The sequence below is a fragment of the Rossellomorea aquimaris genome (assembly GCF_008180865.1).
GTDB lineage: Bacteria > Bacillota > Bacilli > Bacillales > Bacillaceae_B > Rossellomorea > Rossellomorea yichunensis.
Genome location: NZ_VTEX01000006.1, coordinates 311931 through 328911, shown reverse-complemented (window position 1 = coordinate 328911; position 16981 = coordinate 311931). Strand labels below are relative to the sequence as shown.

At 40.7% G+C, this 16981-nt stretch carries 13 protein-coding genes; 4 read left to right on the top strand and 9 right to left on the bottom strand.

What is annotated here, in order from left to right:
• Window positions 1-214: 214 nt before the first annotated feature.
• The 3 genes from FZC88_RS21730 to FZC88_RS21720 all read left to right on the top strand — a co-directional run bounded on the left by FZC88_RS21730 (window position 215) and on the right by FZC88_RS21720 (window position 3224).
• Entirely contained in the window at window positions 215-859 is a 645-nt protein-coding gene (locus FZC88_RS21730) for a YigZ family protein (protein WP_148996424.1), read from the top strand.
• A gap of 370 nt (window positions 860-1229) precedes the next feature.
• Window positions 1230-2291 (top strand): glycosyltransferase family 4 protein, encoded by a 1062-nt coding sequence (locus FZC88_RS21725; protein WP_148996423.1) that lies wholly within the window; start codon window positions 1230-1232, stop codon window positions 2289-2291.
• Between the two features lie 465 nt (window positions 2292-2756).
• On the top strand, window positions 2757-3224 hold the full coding sequence (locus FZC88_RS21720; protein ID WP_148996422.1) for an SRPBCC family protein: 468 nt from the start codon (window positions 2757-2759) through the stop codon (window positions 3222-3224).
• 18 nt (window positions 3225-3242) lie between these two features.
• Here the strand turns inward: FZC88_RS21720 and FZC88_RS21715 are convergent, their stop codons facing one another.
• The 4 genes from FZC88_RS21715 to galU all read right to left on the bottom strand — a co-directional run bounded on the left by FZC88_RS21715 (window position 3243) and on the right by galU (window position 8629).
• Window positions 3243-5054, bottom strand: a complete 1812-nt coding sequence (locus tag FZC88_RS21715) for an LTA synthase family protein (protein WP_187443722.1) — start codon at window positions 5052-5054, stop codon at window positions 3243-3245.
• A 173-nt stretch (window positions 5055-5227) separates the two neighbouring features.
• The gene (locus FZC88_RS21710) at window positions 5228-6364 is read right to left on the bottom strand and encodes a glycosyltransferase family 2 protein (protein ID WP_187443721.1); all 1137 of its coding nucleotides are present in this window, start codon (window positions 6362-6364) and stop codon (window positions 5228-5230) included.
• 71 nt (window positions 6365-6435) lie between these two features.
• Window positions 6436-7740, bottom strand: coding sequence for a UDP-glucose dehydrogenase family protein (locus tag FZC88_RS21705; RefSeq protein WP_187443720.1), 1305 nt, complete (start codon window positions 7738-7740; stop codon window positions 6436-6438).
• A 16-nt stretch (window positions 7741-7756) separates the two neighbouring features.
• Window positions 7757-8629 (bottom strand): UTP--glucose-1-phosphate uridylyltransferase GalU, encoded by an 873-nt coding sequence (gene galU / locus FZC88_RS21700; protein WP_148996418.1) that lies wholly within the window; start codon window positions 8627-8629, stop codon window positions 7757-7759.
• A gap of 256 nt (window positions 8630-8885) precedes the next feature.
• Between galU and FZC88_RS21695 the strand changes: the two genes are divergently transcribed.
• Window positions 8886-9686 (top strand): glycosyltransferase family 2 protein, encoded by an 801-nt coding sequence (locus FZC88_RS21695; protein WP_148996417.1) that lies wholly within the window; start codon window positions 8886-8888, stop codon window positions 9684-9686.
• Window positions 9687-10427: 741 nt separating this feature from the next.
• On the opposite strand, the gene FZC88_RS21690 is transcribed toward FZC88_RS21695, so the two are convergent.
• The 5 genes from FZC88_RS21690 to FZC88_RS21670 all read right to left on the bottom strand — a co-directional run bounded on the left by FZC88_RS21690 (window position 10428) and on the right by FZC88_RS21670 (window position 16980).
• Window positions 10428-11396, bottom strand: a complete 969-nt coding sequence (locus tag FZC88_RS21690; protein WP_148996416.1) for a hypothetical protein — start codon at window positions 11394-11396, stop codon at window positions 10428-10430.
• Window positions 11397-11409: 13 nt separating this feature from the next.
• Window positions 11410-12774 (bottom strand): O-antigen ligase family protein, encoded by a 1365-nt coding sequence (locus FZC88_RS21685; protein WP_148996415.1) that lies wholly within the window; start codon window positions 12772-12774, stop codon window positions 11410-11412.
• A gap of 51 nt (window positions 12775-12825) precedes the next feature.
• The gene (locus tag FZC88_RS21680) at window positions 12826-13179 is read right to left on the bottom strand and encodes a hypothetical protein (protein WP_148996414.1); all 354 of its coding nucleotides are present in this window, start codon (window positions 13177-13179) and stop codon (window positions 12826-12828) included.
• Window positions 13180-13844: 665 nt separating this feature from the next.
• Window positions 13845-16106: a SpoIID/LytB domain-containing protein gene (locus tag FZC88_RS21675; protein ID WP_148996413.1), complete on the bottom strand. Its 2262-nt coding sequence runs from the start codon at window positions 16104-16106 to the stop codon at window positions 13845-13847.
• Between the two features lie 64 nt (window positions 16107-16170).
• Entirely contained in the window at window positions 16171-16980 is an 810-nt protein-coding gene (locus tag FZC88_RS21670; RefSeq protein WP_148996412.1) for a hypothetical protein, read from the bottom strand.
• Between the last annotated feature and the right edge of the window lies 1 nt (window position 16981).

The window sequence follows — 16981 nt, the reverse complement described above, 5'->3', positions numbered from 1 at the left end:
ACCATGTCACATATTGTCGGAGATTAAAGTTTGATTACATTGTATTACCATTATTTCATGTAAAACCAGTTTTTTCCGTTTATATTGGGAGGTGGTTATTTATATATGTGCAATCCGTTCTACTTTTATATATAGTAGATATTGAATACAAATGGAGATTAAACGCGGATTTCGCCATCATTCATACATAAGGTATCTGAAAGGAGATAACGTTTTGCTACATCACTATAATACCGTCAAGGGTTACGGAGAACATGAAATCACGATAGAGCGTTCTCGATTCATCACGTATGTGGATCGGGTGGAAACTGAAGAAGAAGCTCAGGAATTTATCACTCACATTAAGAAAAAGCATGGAGATGCGAATCATAACTGTTCAGCCTATATGATCGGTGAAAACAATCTCATCCAGAAAGCGAATGACGATGGTGAGCCGAGTGGGACTGCAGGTGTACCCATGCTGGAAGTATTAAAAAAACGTAACCTTAAAGATACAGTTGTCGTTGTTACCCGTTATTTCGGCGGGATTAAGCTCGGTGCAGGCGGACTTATCCGCGCATATGGCCGTGCGACCTCAGAAGGCTTGAACGCTACCGGTATTGTGGAAAGAAGCCTGATGCGGATCATGAAGGCGAAGATTGATTATACTTGGTTAGGAAAAGTGGAAAATGAAGTGCGGTCCTCTCATTATAAACTGAAGGACATTCACTATTTAGAAGCTGTAGAGGTAGAGGTCTATGTAGAGGAAGCCAAGAAGTCTTTGTTCTTTGAATGGATGACAGAGCTGACAAATGGACAGGCTGACATACAAGAAGGGGATGTGGAATACCTCGAAACATCTGTTGAAACCAACTTGTAAAAAACGTTACATTGGAAATATCTTTTTTCTTACAAAGCCATCAAGAAACTCATACTAATTGTATAGAAGTAACGCGGAAAAATGACTCTTTAGACGGATAGAGAAATACACTTTTTTCGCCTACAATGGTGAAATTAATTGGACAACCTAACGTTTAGATTCATCTGGTTAATGGGTAGTTATACATTAACTTGTTACTTTTTGAAACTTTTCACTAAAATTCGACGTCTAATGAAGAAAGCCTCTGCTTTTTTTGACATAATACCCACTACGTATTTTAGTAATTGTTCCCTTAAAAAAATGTTGCACATCATTAAATATGTGGTATTCTTACAATTGGAGTGCCCATAGAAGAAAAAGAGGTGAACGAATGTACTCTCTAATTGATTTTGTAATTGCTTTTGCTATTTCTTTAGTTGTTTCTGTAGCAGTGACTCCATTCGTCATTAAATTCGCCAAGCGATTTGACTTTGTGGATAAACCAGACCATCGTAAGGTTCATAAAGGTCTCATGCCTCGTGTGGGCGGCTTGTCGATCGTCATTGGTGCATCAGCTGGCTTATTGTATTTGAATGATCTGATTGCTCCACTTTGGCCGGTCATTCTTGGGGGAGGAATCATCCTGATCGTAGGAATCCTTGATGATCGCTTTACCCTGTCACCAAAAGCTAAGCTTGTTGGACAAATCCTGGCAGCTTGTATCGTCGTGTTTGCCGACTTTAAAATTGACTTCATTACTTTGCCGTTTGTGGCAGAGCGTATATATTTAGGAAACTTCAGTTATGTGTTCGGTATTCTGTGGATCGTTGGAATCACGAATGCCATTAACCTGATCGATGGACTGGATGGACTGGCAGGAGGAGTATCCGTTATTGCCATGACTTCCATTATGGCTCTTGCAGCCATGAATGGTCAGTATATGGTCGTTGCCCTTACCGTTATCTTAATCGGTGGGACCATCGGATTCCTGTTCTTTAACTTCAATCCTGCGAAGATCTTTATGGGTGATACAGGAGCATTATTCCTTGGATACTGTATATCCATCATCTCGCTACTTGGATTGTTCAAGAGTGTGACCATCTTCAGTTTAGTTGTTCCAATTATCATCCTGGCTATACCAATTTTTGATACGTTCTTTGCAATCATCAGACGTATCCTGAATAAGCAAAAGATTTCAGCACCTGATAAATCTCATCTGCATCATCGATTACTGGCAATGGGCTTCTCCCATAAAGAAACGGTCCTGATCATTTATGCGATCGGAGCCTTCTTCGGACTATGTGCGATCCTATTCACCCGATCAACTCTTTGGGGAGCCATTCTCTTCTCCGCTGTACTGGTGATTATCATTCAGTTAACGGCTGAGGTGGTTGGATTGATCGGTCAGCACAAGCCATTGATCAATACGATGAAGAAATTACGCGAGAGATAAGCACACGCTTCCGTTTATGCGTGGAAAATACTAGATTAGTAGAAAACCTTGGATGATTATCCAAGGTTTTCTTTTATTGTTTGTGCTTTTACCTGATGGGATTAGAAATAGACTGTTTTCACTTCCAAATATGCTGCTAATAAGGAGATTTTCTTTAGATTTTTAAACTGGGAATGTGGTCTAAGATTAGCCTAAATGGCGATCCTGGTGAAGAATCTGTGAGGTGATGTGGTCTTCGCGGGTAAATTGATCCGGTTTAGGATATAATTGATCCTGATTTACGATAATTAATCCTCACTCAGCTTTTTTAATCCTAAATCTGATTAATTGATCCTAATTTCAATTAATTGATCCTCCGTGTCGAATTTTCTTGATACAAACGTTCAATATATCCAGGTCCGTCCCCCCTATCTCAAACAACAAACCATCCGAAATTAACGTATAAGTGAAGGAGATGACACTATTTTGCCCACGATTCGTCATATCACGCATATAAATGCTCCTGTGTCCCTTTGTTTTGATTTAGCCCGTAATGTGGAGATTCATACTCAAACTACCTCCAGAACCAAGGAGAGGGCCGTTGGAGGCGTCACAAGCGGATTGTTAGAGGTTGGAGATGCTGTCACATGGGAAGCTGTTCATTTTGGCGTTAAACAGCGACTTACGGCTCAAATTGTCGAAATGGATACTCCTCATTCATTCACAGATGTGATGATGAAGGGGGCTTTTAAATCCTTTACCCATGTCCATGAATTTCACGAACATGAAAATGGCACACTAATGAAAGACACTTTTACATATAAGGCTCCTTTTGGCTTATTAGGGAATCTTGCAGACATCCTCTTTTTAAAAAGGTACATGTACACATTCATCGAGATGAGAGCAAACGAATTGAAGAATATCGCAGAGCAGAAAAACACTCCTATCATATAGACAGGAGTGTTTAAGTGGTTATTCTTTTTCTTCGAAATAATTACTTCTGATAATAAGATCTGATACTTGCTGGGCTCTCAATTCGTATTCCTTCTGTTCCTCTGTCAGTTCACGATCTGAACGAATGATATTCTCGAGTGGAATGACGGCAAAGCTGTTGTCCGATGTAAGCATATTTCTTCCCATTACGATGTCTTCATATTTCTTTTCCTCAATGCCCATTACATAGGCTAAAGTAGGGTAAATATCGACTTGTCCATATGCTTTGTCTAATTCCAATGGTTCCATCCCCGGATTGTAGAGGATGAACGGCACTCTGCCTTCTTCATCAATCCCCTCAACCTTAGGATTTTCTTTCATCATTTGATCCTTGTAGCTGTTTTCGAAGGCTGCGTGATCACCAAAGATCGCAATCATGGTGTCATCGAGCATATTATTCGCTTCAAGATCTTCCATCAGCTTGCCGACCGCCATATCCGTATAGTGAATGGACTGAAGATAGTGAGCAGCCGATGTGTCACTGTACTGCGCTTCAAACTCCAGGCCTCTGAATTGCTCTGGAATCACGAACGGCGTATGACTTGTTAACGTGATCAGATAGCCATAAAAAGGCTGCTCCTTCTTACTCAAGAATTCAACCGATTGATGGAAAAATTCTTCATCACTCAAGCCCATTCCGATTTCTTCGCCTTCATGGAATTCCTCAATGGCATGATATTCGTCGATATCGATATGCGGGTAAGCTTCCCTTCTGTTCCAATACGTTCCCTCGTCACCATGAAAAGCATAGGTGGAATAACCCTTTTCCTTCAATAGTCCGGGTAGCGTTGTATAATCATTCGTCGGATATCGGAAGAATGTACTCCCCTCCATTACCGGCAGCAGGGATGTATTCACAACAAACTCCGCATCAGAGCTACGCCCGCCTTTTGTTTGCGGATAAAAGTTGGAAGCATATATACTGTTCTTCAACAGTCTGTTCAAGTTGGGTGTGACCTCTTTCCCATTCACCTTTTTATTCAGCACCCAATTTTCAAGGGATTCGAATTGAAGAATGATGAGGTTTTTCCCTTCCCCGACTCCTTCGTACTTATCATTTAAATAGAGTCTCTTTTCTCTGTATTCATCTTTATTGTCAAACCAATCTTTCACAAGAGCTTCTTCTTCCTCGTTCAAGTCAATGTAACGATTGTTTTGATAAAACAGGTACATATCCAGAACACTGTATTGAAGCGGATTGAACTTCAATATGTAATCATAGCGATCGTAAATCTTAAAGATTTGAGCATATGGAGTGCCATCGACATAATGATTCTTCAATGGTTTCACGGCAAGGATGCTGAAACCTGCAAGGAAGAGTATGATAAAGGTTTTCCATTGCACCTTAGGAATCGAAAATGATTTCTTTTTAGTCAGAATGAGCAATAGGATGATATCCACTACAAACAGGACATCCAGGCCGTTGATCAATTCCATGATGCTCGGTCCTAATCCTGAAAGGTTAGACGTCTGCAGCAAGGCAAAGAACGATAATGGTGTTCCAAAATAGCGGATATACCATAGCTGGGACAGCAACAGGAAGGTCGCTATAATATTAAGACCGATGATGGCCGTCTTCCTGGACCACGTCTTAAACAGAAACACAAATGAAAATAACATTAAAATACTGCCTGGAAGTGTCACGAATAAGCTTTTCACTTCGAAAAGGCCTTTTCCTAAAAATAGATAGAATAAGACGACTTTAATGGAAAGACCAATGGCAGAGATGAGCAGGAGCTTGTCTTGCCATATGGATAGCAACGCCTCTTTTAGCTTGTTTACTAGATTCATAATCTTAATACCTCGTTTACATAATTGTAATAAAATTTTAACACTTTTCCCTCTACTTATAAAGTCAGGTTTTGACAGTTTATTATAGGAATCGACTTTATTAGAGATGGACACGATAAATAAAGTCGCGAAAAAACCCGGTTTGAGCAGGCTCAAACCGGGTTTTGTTTCCATTATCTACTAGTTGGTGTCCATGTAGCCTGTCTCTTACCTGAGATCGCTCTCAGTGTACCGAGGAAGGCTGCATAGTTTACGAGGCAGAAGTAGTAAGGGATGTACGTTATTTTGTTGCTCGTCACTTTGCCTAATAGTGCGAGAATATAGAATGCCAATTGTAAGCCGAACATGACTTGATATAATGGCTGATCCAGCAGGAAGAGGTTAATGATGAAAACAGCAATCATATAGTAAGGAACAAGCCATCTTAAAAATTTATGAGACATATATTTATAGAAGAAATCGAAATTCCTGAACGGATTCAACACATGCTTGTAGCTCATGATTCCTGTGAAGCTCCGCGTTACGATACGGACTTTCCGGCCAAATTCTTCTGATGATTTTGGTGATGTCTCTTCCATCGTAATCGCATTCGGTTCATAGACGAATCGCTTTTGTTGGTTGATGATGATCAGCGGGTTCTGCATATCATCCCCAACGTTCGGATTCATCTCTTTGAATAATTCTTTACGCAGGGCATAGATTGAACCATTTGCTACGATCGTCGTACCGGTTGCCGTCTCAAGCATTTTCAGGAGCTTTTCATACTTCCAATAAGCACCCTCTGACTCCCCGATGGATGAGTTTGTTGGATTCGTTAAACGAAGCTCTCCACAAACTCCACCGATTTCTTCATCTTTAAAGTGCTTCACTAAATGATGAACGGCATCCTTATTGTAAAGCGAATTCGCATCGGAGAATACAAGTACCTCTCCAGTTGCCAGAGGGACGGACTTGTTCAGGGCTGCAGTCTTCCCTTTTCTTCCTTTTACAACATTCAACTTCACGTTCGGATATTTTGCCACAAACTCATTGACGATGTCATTCGTTCTGTCGGAAGAATCATCTGACACAACAATGATCTCAAGCTTGTCCTGTGGATAATCAAGATCCACAGAGTTTTGTACTTTTTCAGCGATGACTTTCTCTTCGTTGTACGCTGCGATAAAGAGCGTTACCTTTGGTTCATAGCCTGTATCGGTGATTTGATCCTTTTTGACAACTCCTGATATGAGCTTCAGAAGGATCGGATAACCGGCATAGATATAAACCGAAAGGATAATCAGCAGCCAAAAGATTATTTCTAGTATCATATCATGACTTCCTCTCATCTATCCTTATTACCAATTGAAGGTGGACCCTGATGAAGGATCCACCTATCATGTTATGCTTTGACCGTTTTTCTTCCGATTGACGCATAGTAGAATCCGTTCTCTTCCATGTGAGCCGGATCAAAGATATTACGTCCATCCACAATGATCTTACTGTCTACAATCGTAGACACTTTCTCTAAATCAAGCTCTCTCACTTCATCCCACTCCGTTAAGATGAGGATGGCGTCAGCGTTTTGAATGACTTCATATAAATCTTGACCAGTGCGCAGATTCGGAATAAGCGCCTTCGCATTTTTCTCTGCAATGCGATCATAAGCGATGATATCCGCTCCAAGCTCTTGCAGCTTCGGAATGACATCAACAGAAGGCGCGTCCCTCATGTCATCTGTATTCGGCTTAAATGCAAGACCAAGGACGGCAATTTTCTTGTCTGTCAGGTCGCCATTAAAAGCTTCTACCAGCTTATCTACAACTTTAAAGCGCTGTAGACCGTTCACCGCTTCAACGTCTTTGACAATCTTGAAATCATACCCTACTTGATCGGCAATCTTTACAAGTGCACTTGTGTCTTTAGGGAAACAAGAACCTCCGTAGCCGATTCCTGCGTTCAGGAATTGAGGCCCGATACGAGGGTCATACCCCATTCCTTCTGCCACCTTCGTCACATCTGCTCCAACAAGTTCGCACACGTTTGCCACTTCATTGATGAAGCTGATTTTCGTTGCAAGGAAGGCATTCGACGCATATTTGATCATTTCAGATGTTTCGATGTTTGTCACTACAATGTTTTTGGTAAATGGAGCATGTAATTCCTTCAGAATCGCTTCCGCTTTCTCTGATTCCACACCAATGACCGCTCTTTCCATATTCACCGTATCGTAAATCGCTGATCCTTCGCGCAGGAACTCAGGGTTGGATGCGACATCGAATTCTTCATGTCCGACAACCTCTTTGATGACACTTTTAATCATGGCACCTGTTCCCACTGGAACCGTACTCTTCGTTACGATCACTTTATAGTCATGCAGGTGCTCTGCAATCGATCGGGCCGCCGCTTCAATATATTGCAGGTTCGCTTCACCATTCTCCTTTGGTGGAGTGCCCACCGCTATAATGACAAGGTCTGCATCCTTCATCCCTTCAGCATAATTCGTTGTGAAGGATAACCGGCCTTCGCTTATATTCTTTTCTACTAATTCGGTTAATCCCGGCTCGTATATAGGAATGATCCCATTTTTCAGGTTTTCTACTTTTTGAGCGTCTATATCCAGGCATGTCACTTTATTTCCTGCGTCACTGAAGCACACGCCTGAAACAAGTCCTACATAACCTGTACCAATTACACAAATGTTCATCTTAATTTCTCCTTGTTCATTCTGAAATGATGTCTTTTAACCAACTTTTCAATGGACCTTTAAGGTCATCTCTCATTAAAGCAAACTCTACCGTTGCTTGAACAAAGCCGTATTTATTTCCAATGTCATATCTTTTACCATCAAAAGAATATCCGTAAACATTTTGCTTAGTATTTAATTCTTGAAGTGCGTCTGTCAATTGAATTTCATTTCCTTGACCAGGCTCCAGATTTCCTAGAATATCAAGAACATCCGGAGTTAGTACGTAACGTCCCATGATCGCCATGTTAGAAGGAGCATCTTCTAATTTCGGCTTTTCCACAAGTCCCTTGACTTTGAAAAGCGGACCTTCATTCGTAGGGTCTTCTACGTCGATGACGCCATATTTGGATACGTCCTCATCTGGAACTTCCTGTACGCCGATGATGCTCGATTCTTTTTCTTCGAATTCATCGATTAATTGTTTAAGACAAGGCTTCTCAGAGATTACGATGTCATCTCCAAGTAAAACTGCGAAAGGATCGTTACCAATGAACTTTCTGGCACACCAGATGGCATGTCCGAGTCCTTTTGGCTCTTTTTGACGAATGTAGTGAATGTCCGCCAGATGAGAGATTTGTTTGATTTGCTCTAGCTCATCGTATTTTTCTTTCATTGCGAGCATCTCTTCAAGCTCTAAAGACTTGTCAAAATGGTCTTCGATGGCACGTTTTCCACGGCCTGTTACAATCAGTATATCCTCTATCCCTGAATTAACGGCTTCTTCAATAATATATTGAATTGTAGGTTTATCTACAATTGGTAACATTTCTTTCGGCTGTGCCTTTGTTGCTGGTAAGAATCTAGTACCTAAACCCGCAGCCGGGATAATCGCTTTTTTCACTCTCAAAGAACTCACCTCTTAGTTTTGTGTAAATCAATTGTTCTTATTCTGATTCGAAGTCTTTTTAAATAGTGTCTGCAGAGATTGGCTCATTTACGCCTCTAGAAGAGAAATCTGAATGAAGATCGAAACGTTCGTTTCAATCGATGAGCCAAAATCATTAAATTTCACGAGTATTATACCATATGTTGTTGATTTCTTAATCTCACAGGTTTATTGTGCTATAATATAGCGAGTAATTTCAGATGTGAGGATGAAGAAAATGATTAGTGTAATCGTACCAACTCTTGGAACGAAACCAGAGGAACTGAAACGATTGTTTGAAAGTCTTAATAATCAAGTATATAAAGACTTCGAAGTCATTATTGTATCACAAGACAATCACAATTATATTACATCCGTTTTAAAAGATGTTAACTTTAAATACAATCATATTGAAATTGATCGCAAAGGGTTGTCACTTGCACGAAACGTTGGTATCGAGCATGCCAAGGGAAGCATTCTGACGTTTTCCGACGATGACTGCTGGTATAATGACGACTCGTTCCAGCTTGTTATTGATTATTTCAACGAGAACCTCGAGACCGATGTCGCTTGCTTCCAGATCTATGATCCGATCAAAGGCGTTTACTATAAAGAATATGACGAAGAAGAGCAGAAACAGGTTACAACCGGTAAGCTGTTGAAGAAGTCTTCTATCGAGATCTTTATCCAGACGGCCAATATCGAGCGTTCACTGATTCAATTCGACGAGAAATTCGGCTTGGGTGCAATCTATCCTTCAGGGGAAGAAAATGTCTTCTTATTTGATTTAGCCAGAAATCATAAGTCCATTAGCTATTTTCCCAAGGTTGTCGTAAATCACGAGAAGCCTGAGATGCAAACCCGTTTGTATGAAAAGTCCTTTATCGGAAAAGGTCCTTTGTTTAAGAGAATGTACAATACCCCTACTGCAGTGGTGCTATTGACTCTCTTCACTTTGAAGAAGTACCGTCATTTAGATGAGCCATTCAGCTATTATGGCAAAGCGTTCAGAGAAATTTTCAGATATGAGAAGAAATAGTGTTTGTTTGATTTGATTTTTCGGCAGGTGCCAGGTTGTGGGCGCCTGCCGTTTTTTAGTTTGTGATAGGGTTTGGATCGGTTTTTCTATTAGCTTGTCTTTTTTGGGGTCCGGGTTCGGGCTATTTCGGTAGGCTGGTGATTGATTAGAGGGTGGAATCTCTTCTTCCCAGCATAATACATCCTTTTTGGAAGGAATTGAACCGGATTTACGATAATTAATCCTGTTTTGGCTTTTTCAATCCTGAATATGAATAATTAATCCTAATTTCGATTAATTGATCCTACGTGTCGAATTTACTTTATCAAAGAAGGTTCAAATGCCTTCAGAGTTGAATCCAATCCCCATCAACATGCACTTCATTGGTTGTTAAAAAGTGGACCTTTCGCTTCTGGGTAGATTGGGATGCTTTTGTTCGATTTTCGTTCAGTTCGGATCGTTTTTTCTTTTAGATTGTCTGCTTCGTGGTATTTCGGTAGGCTGCGGACCGTATTTAAGGGTGGAATCTTTTCTTCCCAGCATAATTGATCCTATTTTGGATGGAATTGATCCGGATTTACGATAATTGATCCTGTTTTGGCTTTTTCAATCCCGCATATGATTAATTGATCCTAATTTCGATTAATTGATCCTTCATGTCGAATTTTCTATACCTCACCTTAAGAAGAGCAGTCGCCCCAACAGGCTGTGGAAAGGATAAATAAAAGGTGCACCCCACTCCCCCGGGTGCACCTCAAGAAATCACTTCTCTTTTAAAATGACTTCCGTAATCATGTCATTTTCTTTCGTTAACTCCAGCTCATTTTGTTCTAGGTCGAGCTCATTCTCAAGATCTCCATGGATCTTTTCGAATTCAGCTGCCGGGATGTTTACCGGAAACTTGATTTCCACTAGTCGCTTATCTTCGTTCAATCCAACAAAGGAGTTGAACTCTTTGTAGTAGTAGAAGAATTCAACATCGCCTTTCCCTTCAAAGATGTAAACTGGATCGCCATACTTATTGAACAGGTTCTTTTCTGAGTACCCGATTGGAAGAGGCGTTTCTGGCAGAAGACCTGCGTCCACGTACTGCAGGAATTCATCCGATAGTACTTTTCTGTTGTTCTTTTCGTAATCGATTCGGAAGCTCAGTGTTCCGGACTTTTTGAGCAGCTCTTCGTCTGTTATTTCCAAAAACTCTTCCGTCGCAAGATCATCGTTCAAAGCACTTATTAGCTCGACAATCGGTATTTCTTCTTGGGCGAGCAGAATTTTGGTAATTTTACCTTCTTCTACTTCAAATACAATACTTTGTTTCTTGATGATCATATACACGTACGATTGTTCAGCATTTTCATCTGCTTTGTATTCAAACATGTCCAGCTCTAAGTTATTGTCTATAACCTTTTGGAGGTTATCTCCTACATTGATCGTGTCAGAAATCTTGAATTTTTTATTGGATGTGATCAGGTAGTCTGCTTCTCCGCCAGTGAAGTGAACGCGAAGCTTCTGTTCTGAATCATCCAGGACTTCATCCTTGGAATCAGGATCTTCCAGGACCTTATATACTTCCTGGTACCTTTCACCTAAGCCGAAATTCAGGAGTGAATATTCGTTTCCGACCGATTTATATTCACTTTTTTGCACCTCTTTTGTTTTCACGCCTACAATGATGCCGAACAAAAGAACCACAAAGATCAGATATGAAAGAAAGATTTTGTATGAACTCAACTGTATCACTCCGTTACGTTTTGCTATCTTTGTGTTTCATTTCACCGATTTTCACTAGCACGGCGATAACTAATAGAACTGCCCAGAATCTTGGTGTAACATAATCAGCTCTGTATAAGGATGTGACCATCAGGTGAAAGTACTCTACCAATGCAATGAAGTAGTACATATTCTTCATGCCGTTCTTCAACAGGAATACGGCGATGGATATCAATCCTGTTAATAAAAGAAGGAGTCCGATGACACCTTGCTCGAATAGGACATCAATAAACATATTATTAGCCGAGATGGCCAGGCTCATCTGAGTATGGGGCACGATTTTGGTCCCCGCCAGGAACTCATAAGCTCCCGGTCCGTATCCAAATAGTCCTGATACGATGGAATGATCGAACAGCCACTGGAATGGCATGACATACATATAAATCCGGCTTGATTGTGTCGGGTCAAAAAGATTATCTCTTCTTCCCCAGATCGGAGAGAAGAATTTAGCCAACAAGTCCGGATTTACGAGATAAAGACCTGCAATCCCGATGATGCCCACCAACGGAATCATCCATAGGATTTTCTTTGGGAATTTAGGGTGGAACATTAAGTAGACCATTAAAAAGCCGATCACCAAGACCAGGTTAAAGTATGCGCTCACGGAAAACGTAAAGGCCAGTATGAATAATGTTGGAATTAGTACGACAACAGCATACACCCATTTACGTTTTACAAAAAGGAATGCCAATATAATCAGGTCAATCAAGAACGGTCCCATGTAGCTTGGTTCGTTAGTGAATGAGGTGATCCGGAAATCGAACAGGGTCACTCCTTCGACACTATGAACAAAGGAACGTGTATCTAAGTTAAGAAATGGAATGTTGAACACGAAATAGGCAAGCTGCCAAAAGGCTACAGCCACTAATAACGTTATCGACAATGGGTAGACTTTGATGATGCTTTCATTATCCCTTGGCTCATTTACAAGCAAACGGTAGCCAAAGTACACAAACATGAAAAAGCTGAGATAATATGCAAGTCGTGTAATCATCGAGCTCTTCAAGTAGTTCATATACTCTACACTATTCAAGACTGTAGCAGTATAAAAAGCAGAAAGAATAGCAAGTGCCAATGAGATAAGGAATAAAATCAGGAAGCGTTTGAGGTATTTATCAAACTCTGAGGTTTGGGTCAAACGTTTTCGATTGAGTAAGTAATACAGAAATAATAATGAGCCAACCCCCAGTGTCAATACCGCTGGAACGGGTACGGGGAGAAGCTTGATGTATTTGGCTTGAGTAGAGAACTGCGCGAAGAACAAATATCCGGCCACTAAAATCAAGATGATCTGCTTCAGCCTCGGCTCATACTTGTTCATGAGTGTGGAAAAATTCATACTAAACTCCTCATTGTCTTTTTAGTTTATGGAAGGCTTTCGTCAAACGCCTCATTGAATGTAATCTATATCCTTCAGTAAAAGTATTCCGTCCTTCTTCTCCCATTCGGTCATATAAACCAATTCATTTTCTTTATTAAACCGATAGAACTTATTGACGGCTTCGGTATGAAAATAACTTTTCCGTTGAGATGTAAGTTTTTCTTTCAAATAGTTGAAGTCCGTTTCTGTCACTTTGTTATCAGGACTCAGCATATATTTAAAGGTATTCCAATCCGTATTTTCAATATTATTGCGAATGTATTGGTCAGCTTCCAGAAGGTTTCTGAATTTCAATGGCTGATCACCGCAGCCGCTTAAAAATAAGGTAATCAAAATTAGTAGAACGGCAAACTGTCTTTTCATTACAAACTCCTTTCCTATGAGGACCATCGTCTCTTTCGAATTCCTTGTTTCCTATGTAAAAAGGGACGCACCCTGTTAAGTCTTAATAATTAAATAACAATAAAAAATTATACATGAAAACCCATCATTTGAAAATGCTTTGTTCCCCGGCCTCTGCATACTTTGTCTCCCTTGGCAATCCTGCAAAATCACGCAAATTCTCTATGATTCCGTTATGTTAAATATGTGTTACAAACATGTTTTATAGTCATATTTTTGGAAGATTGATCTATATAAGCCAAAGTTACTCTATTTTAGCTACCGGTTGTCTGTGTGGAAGGTTGAGCGGGATGGGCACATTGCGTACAAATATAAAGGAGATTCGACAAGGGGGATCAATTAATTGAATTTCGGATTAATTAATCATATTCAGGATTAAAAAAATCAAAACAGGATTAATTATCGGGAATCCGGATCAATTCCGGTCAAAAGGAGATCAATTATCTCGAGATGACCATTTCAAGTCATGGATTCATCATCCGAATCTGCCTTCACGTTTGCCTGAGACCACATTTCCAGCTGAAACAAGACAATCTTTGAAGTGAATCTCACAAACGTTCACCCATGTACACGTATATCCCATAAAAAAACTGCCATCCCTAAGAATGGCAGCCTCTTGTTTCTAATTAATTTGCAAATGCCTTTTGGATGTCGCGGCGAACAGAATCTGCAATCGCCCCTTTACCACCCAGGAAGTACGTATCGGCCAAGACTGTACGCTCGTCCAGCCACTTTCCTACATTGTCAGGCAAAGCATCTTTACGTGTCAGTATCAATGGGGATTTCATTGCCGATGCAAGTGCTGAAGCAGGCAGGGCATCAATGAAGACGTCTCCTCGTGCGAAGAATAGTGTCTTCTCTTCAAACTGATCTCGATATTTTTCTGCAATCGTCAAGCTCGTTTGGTAACGGTCCAACCCGTACACACGTGATACATTCGGTGCCAGGGCAGTTAATTGGCGTTCTACTTCAGAAGAAACAGCAGACTGACCACCGATGATCGTTACTTTGTTTATGGTATTCTCTTTCATGTAAGCTTCAACGCTTTCATGTAGAGTATTCTTTGTTGTGTACAAAATCGGGATCTGCATCATGCTGGCATACGATGCAATTGACAAGGCATCCGGGGATTTCTCGTCTTTTGTCACCACAAAGATTTCATTGTTGTTATTGATTTGATCTGCTACTTTTACTGCTGTCTCGTAACGCTCTTCCCCGCTTATACGAGTGATATCAGATAAACCTTTCAGCTGATTCTCTACGTTCGTGCTGATGGCATTCGTTCCACCCAATAAGTAAACTTTCTCAGGTTGAAGTCGCTTAATTTCGTCCAGCACTGTATCCGGAAGTGATGTTGAAGTGGTTAATAATAATGGTGAATCGAGTTTCTTCGCCAATACACTTCCTGTTAACGCATCAATCGATAAATCGCCACGGCCTATGACTACAGCCTTTGATTTATTCTCCCAACCATAATCCGATACACTCACGCTTGTATCATAGCGGTCGTCACCTTCCAGTTCATGGGAATAGTCGTTTAAGTCCAGCTCTCTATTCACACTTGTTGTTGGATAGTAATAGCCAAGGATCGTTCTGAAGTTGTTTCCTTCTTTGGACATTTGGTAAGCGCCGTATTGGCTCATCCCGATTCCGTGACCGAACCCTCCGCCATTAATCGCAAATAGTTCGTCCTTCTCATCAAGACTTTTCACATATGGGCTTTTCATGATAGATGTCCCAAGCATGAAACGAATATTATAAGATCGGTCATCGATGGTTTTCGTTTGCAACTTGATTGTTCCATCTTCATTTTTCACAAATCCACTGTCTTTTTTCTCAAAATAAGTGAAAGAAACTTTTCCTTTCAATACATCTGTTGAAGTAAAAGAGGAATCAGGAATATCAAATGAGACATTTTTGATTCCTACTATTTTAATGTCACTATTGTCATCAATATGATTCTTATTTTTCAACCATGAATTCATGTTTGAAATGATTGTTTGATCTTTTTCCTTCACATCCGACCACCAGGATTCCGGTTTCTTGAGATCTAATTCGTTGGTGTCGAATTGAGCTTTTGAGAGAGTGACCTTCCAATCGCTGTGTGGTGAGATTTTCGCATCATAGATGTCCTGCTTTGTCTCCAGGTAAGGAACCAAAGGTGATCCCCAAACATTTTGATTAGAGAATACTCTTCCCCCATTCGATGAAGAATAAAATGCTTCAGCATAGCCTTCGCCTTTTTTCAGAACTTCACCTTGTGTTTCATTAACTGCCTTTGTTGTATGGGGATTCCAATCATACCCTTTATACACTTGATCACTTTGGCCATCATAAATCGTCCAGTTTCCTTTTTTCAATACAAAGGTTCTGGCTGCGACAGCTTGAGCCTTTAAGGCATCCAGTCCGCCGTTATCGCCCCAGGAAGCAGGCATTTCGGCTGGCACCACGCCTTTTAAGTAGTCTTCGAGATTAATATGATTCACAGGTCTTACATATTTGCCTGATTCAACTGTGAACTCAACTTCACCCAGGTATCTCTTATCGTAATTGCCTTTAATGGTCATCGAACGATCCATCGCTTCAGTAATCGTAGGAATGATGGACACGTTGCCATCGAACTTTTTCACTAGTGCAGTACCTTTGTAAAGAGATAGTTTCCCTGACTCGACCTTGATTGTGTAGGCCGCCCCTGGCTGGATGAAAATCGAAGTTCCCTTCACTTGATAGTCACCACTTGTTGAAAAAGGTAGTGAACTCTTACTTCCAATATAATTCTGAAGTTTTACAGAAATAGGTTCACCTGCTGCACTTGTATCAATCGGTGCTGAAATGAATCCCGTAACCATTGTGGAAAGAACCAGCATAGAAAGTAACTTCTTCTTCAATGTATTTCCTCCTTGGAATGGATATTGAGGAAGGCGCCCTTGTTACAGGGCACCTTCTGAATGTTTATAGTGCTTCTACCTTTTTCAATACGGACTCGATTTTATATCCGTTTTTCCCGGTTTCTTCATATACCTCTTTAATCATGCCGATTCCCGGTGCATAGTACATGGTATTGATGGTATTCACATCTCCGTTTTTCACCGTGCTTCGGACAGCGACGACATTTTCGTATGTGTCATAAGGAACTTCGACCGTTTCATCTTCGCTGATGATTTCCCAGCGTGTGGTGTCGCCTTTGCCTTTATGCTTTATATCGGCCAGCGGCTTCGCTTCTTTATCCGCGGTGAAGTTGTCCAAGATGCTTTCTTTCACATTCTTTGGGTTACTTTCTTCATACACGACTTGAATGACATCCTGATCCCATTTTAGGACCTGAAGAGTGACCATCTCTCCTACTTTGAATACACGTTGAACATGCGTGTCATTGTGATCCACTACCGTCTCCGTTAAGCTAAAATCCTTATTTTCAAAGGTTTTGACCATGTTTTTTTCAGGTTTGAGCTGCTGGAGTAACAGGTTTACTTCTTCTTTATCCGTTGTATCCTTGTCTTCATCTGATGTTTCTTCTTCAGGAGATGCATCTTCGGCCGGCTCCTGAGTATCCTCTCCATCCACTTCTTCCTGAACAGTGGAGGTATCCGATTCTTCATTAAGAGAGGTATCTTCATTCGACGTTTCGCTTTCAACCTTAGATGTATCCGGTTCTTCCTTATTTGTTTTCTCACTCGGCGAGGAAGCATTGCATGCCGTAACGACAGTCATAGACAAGATGAGCAGAGAGACCAGAAAGAAATTTTTACGACTGTTTAACATG

What these genes read in the sequence shown, in the direction of transcription:
- FZC88_RS21710 (WP_187443721.1), bottom strand. Translation starts at nt 6,364, where the DNA reads ATGATACTAGAAATAATCTTTTGGCTGCTGATTATCCTTTCGGTTTAT.
- FZC88_RS21715 (WP_187443722.1), bottom strand. Translation starts at nt 5,054, where the DNA reads ATGAATCTAGTAAACAAGCTAAAAGAGGCGTTGCTATCCATATGGCAA.
- FZC88_RS21695 (WP_148996417.1), top strand. Translation starts at nt 8,886, where the DNA reads ATGATTAGTGTAATCGTACCAACTCTTGGAACGAAACCAGAGGAACTG.
- FZC88_RS21685 (WP_148996415.1), bottom strand. Translation starts at nt 12,774, where the DNA reads ATGAATTTTTCCACACTCATGAACAAGTATGAGCCGAGGCTGAAGCAG.
- FZC88_RS21705 (WP_187443720.1), bottom strand. Translation starts at nt 7,740, where the DNA reads ATGAACATTTGTGTAATTGGTACAGGTTATGTAGGACTTGTTTCAGGC.
- FZC88_RS21725 (WP_148996423.1), top strand. Translation starts at nt 1,230, where the DNA reads ATGTACTCTCTAATTGATTTTGTAATTGCTTTTGCTATTTCTTTAGTT.
- FZC88_RS21670 (WP_148996412.1), bottom strand. Translation starts at nt 16,980, where the DNA reads ATGTTAAACAGTCGTAAAAATTTCTTTCTGGTCTCTCTGCTCATCTTG.
- FZC88_RS21680 (WP_148996414.1), bottom strand. Translation starts at nt 13,179, where the DNA reads ATGAAAAGACAGTTTGCCGTTCTACTAATTTTGATTACCTTATTTTTA.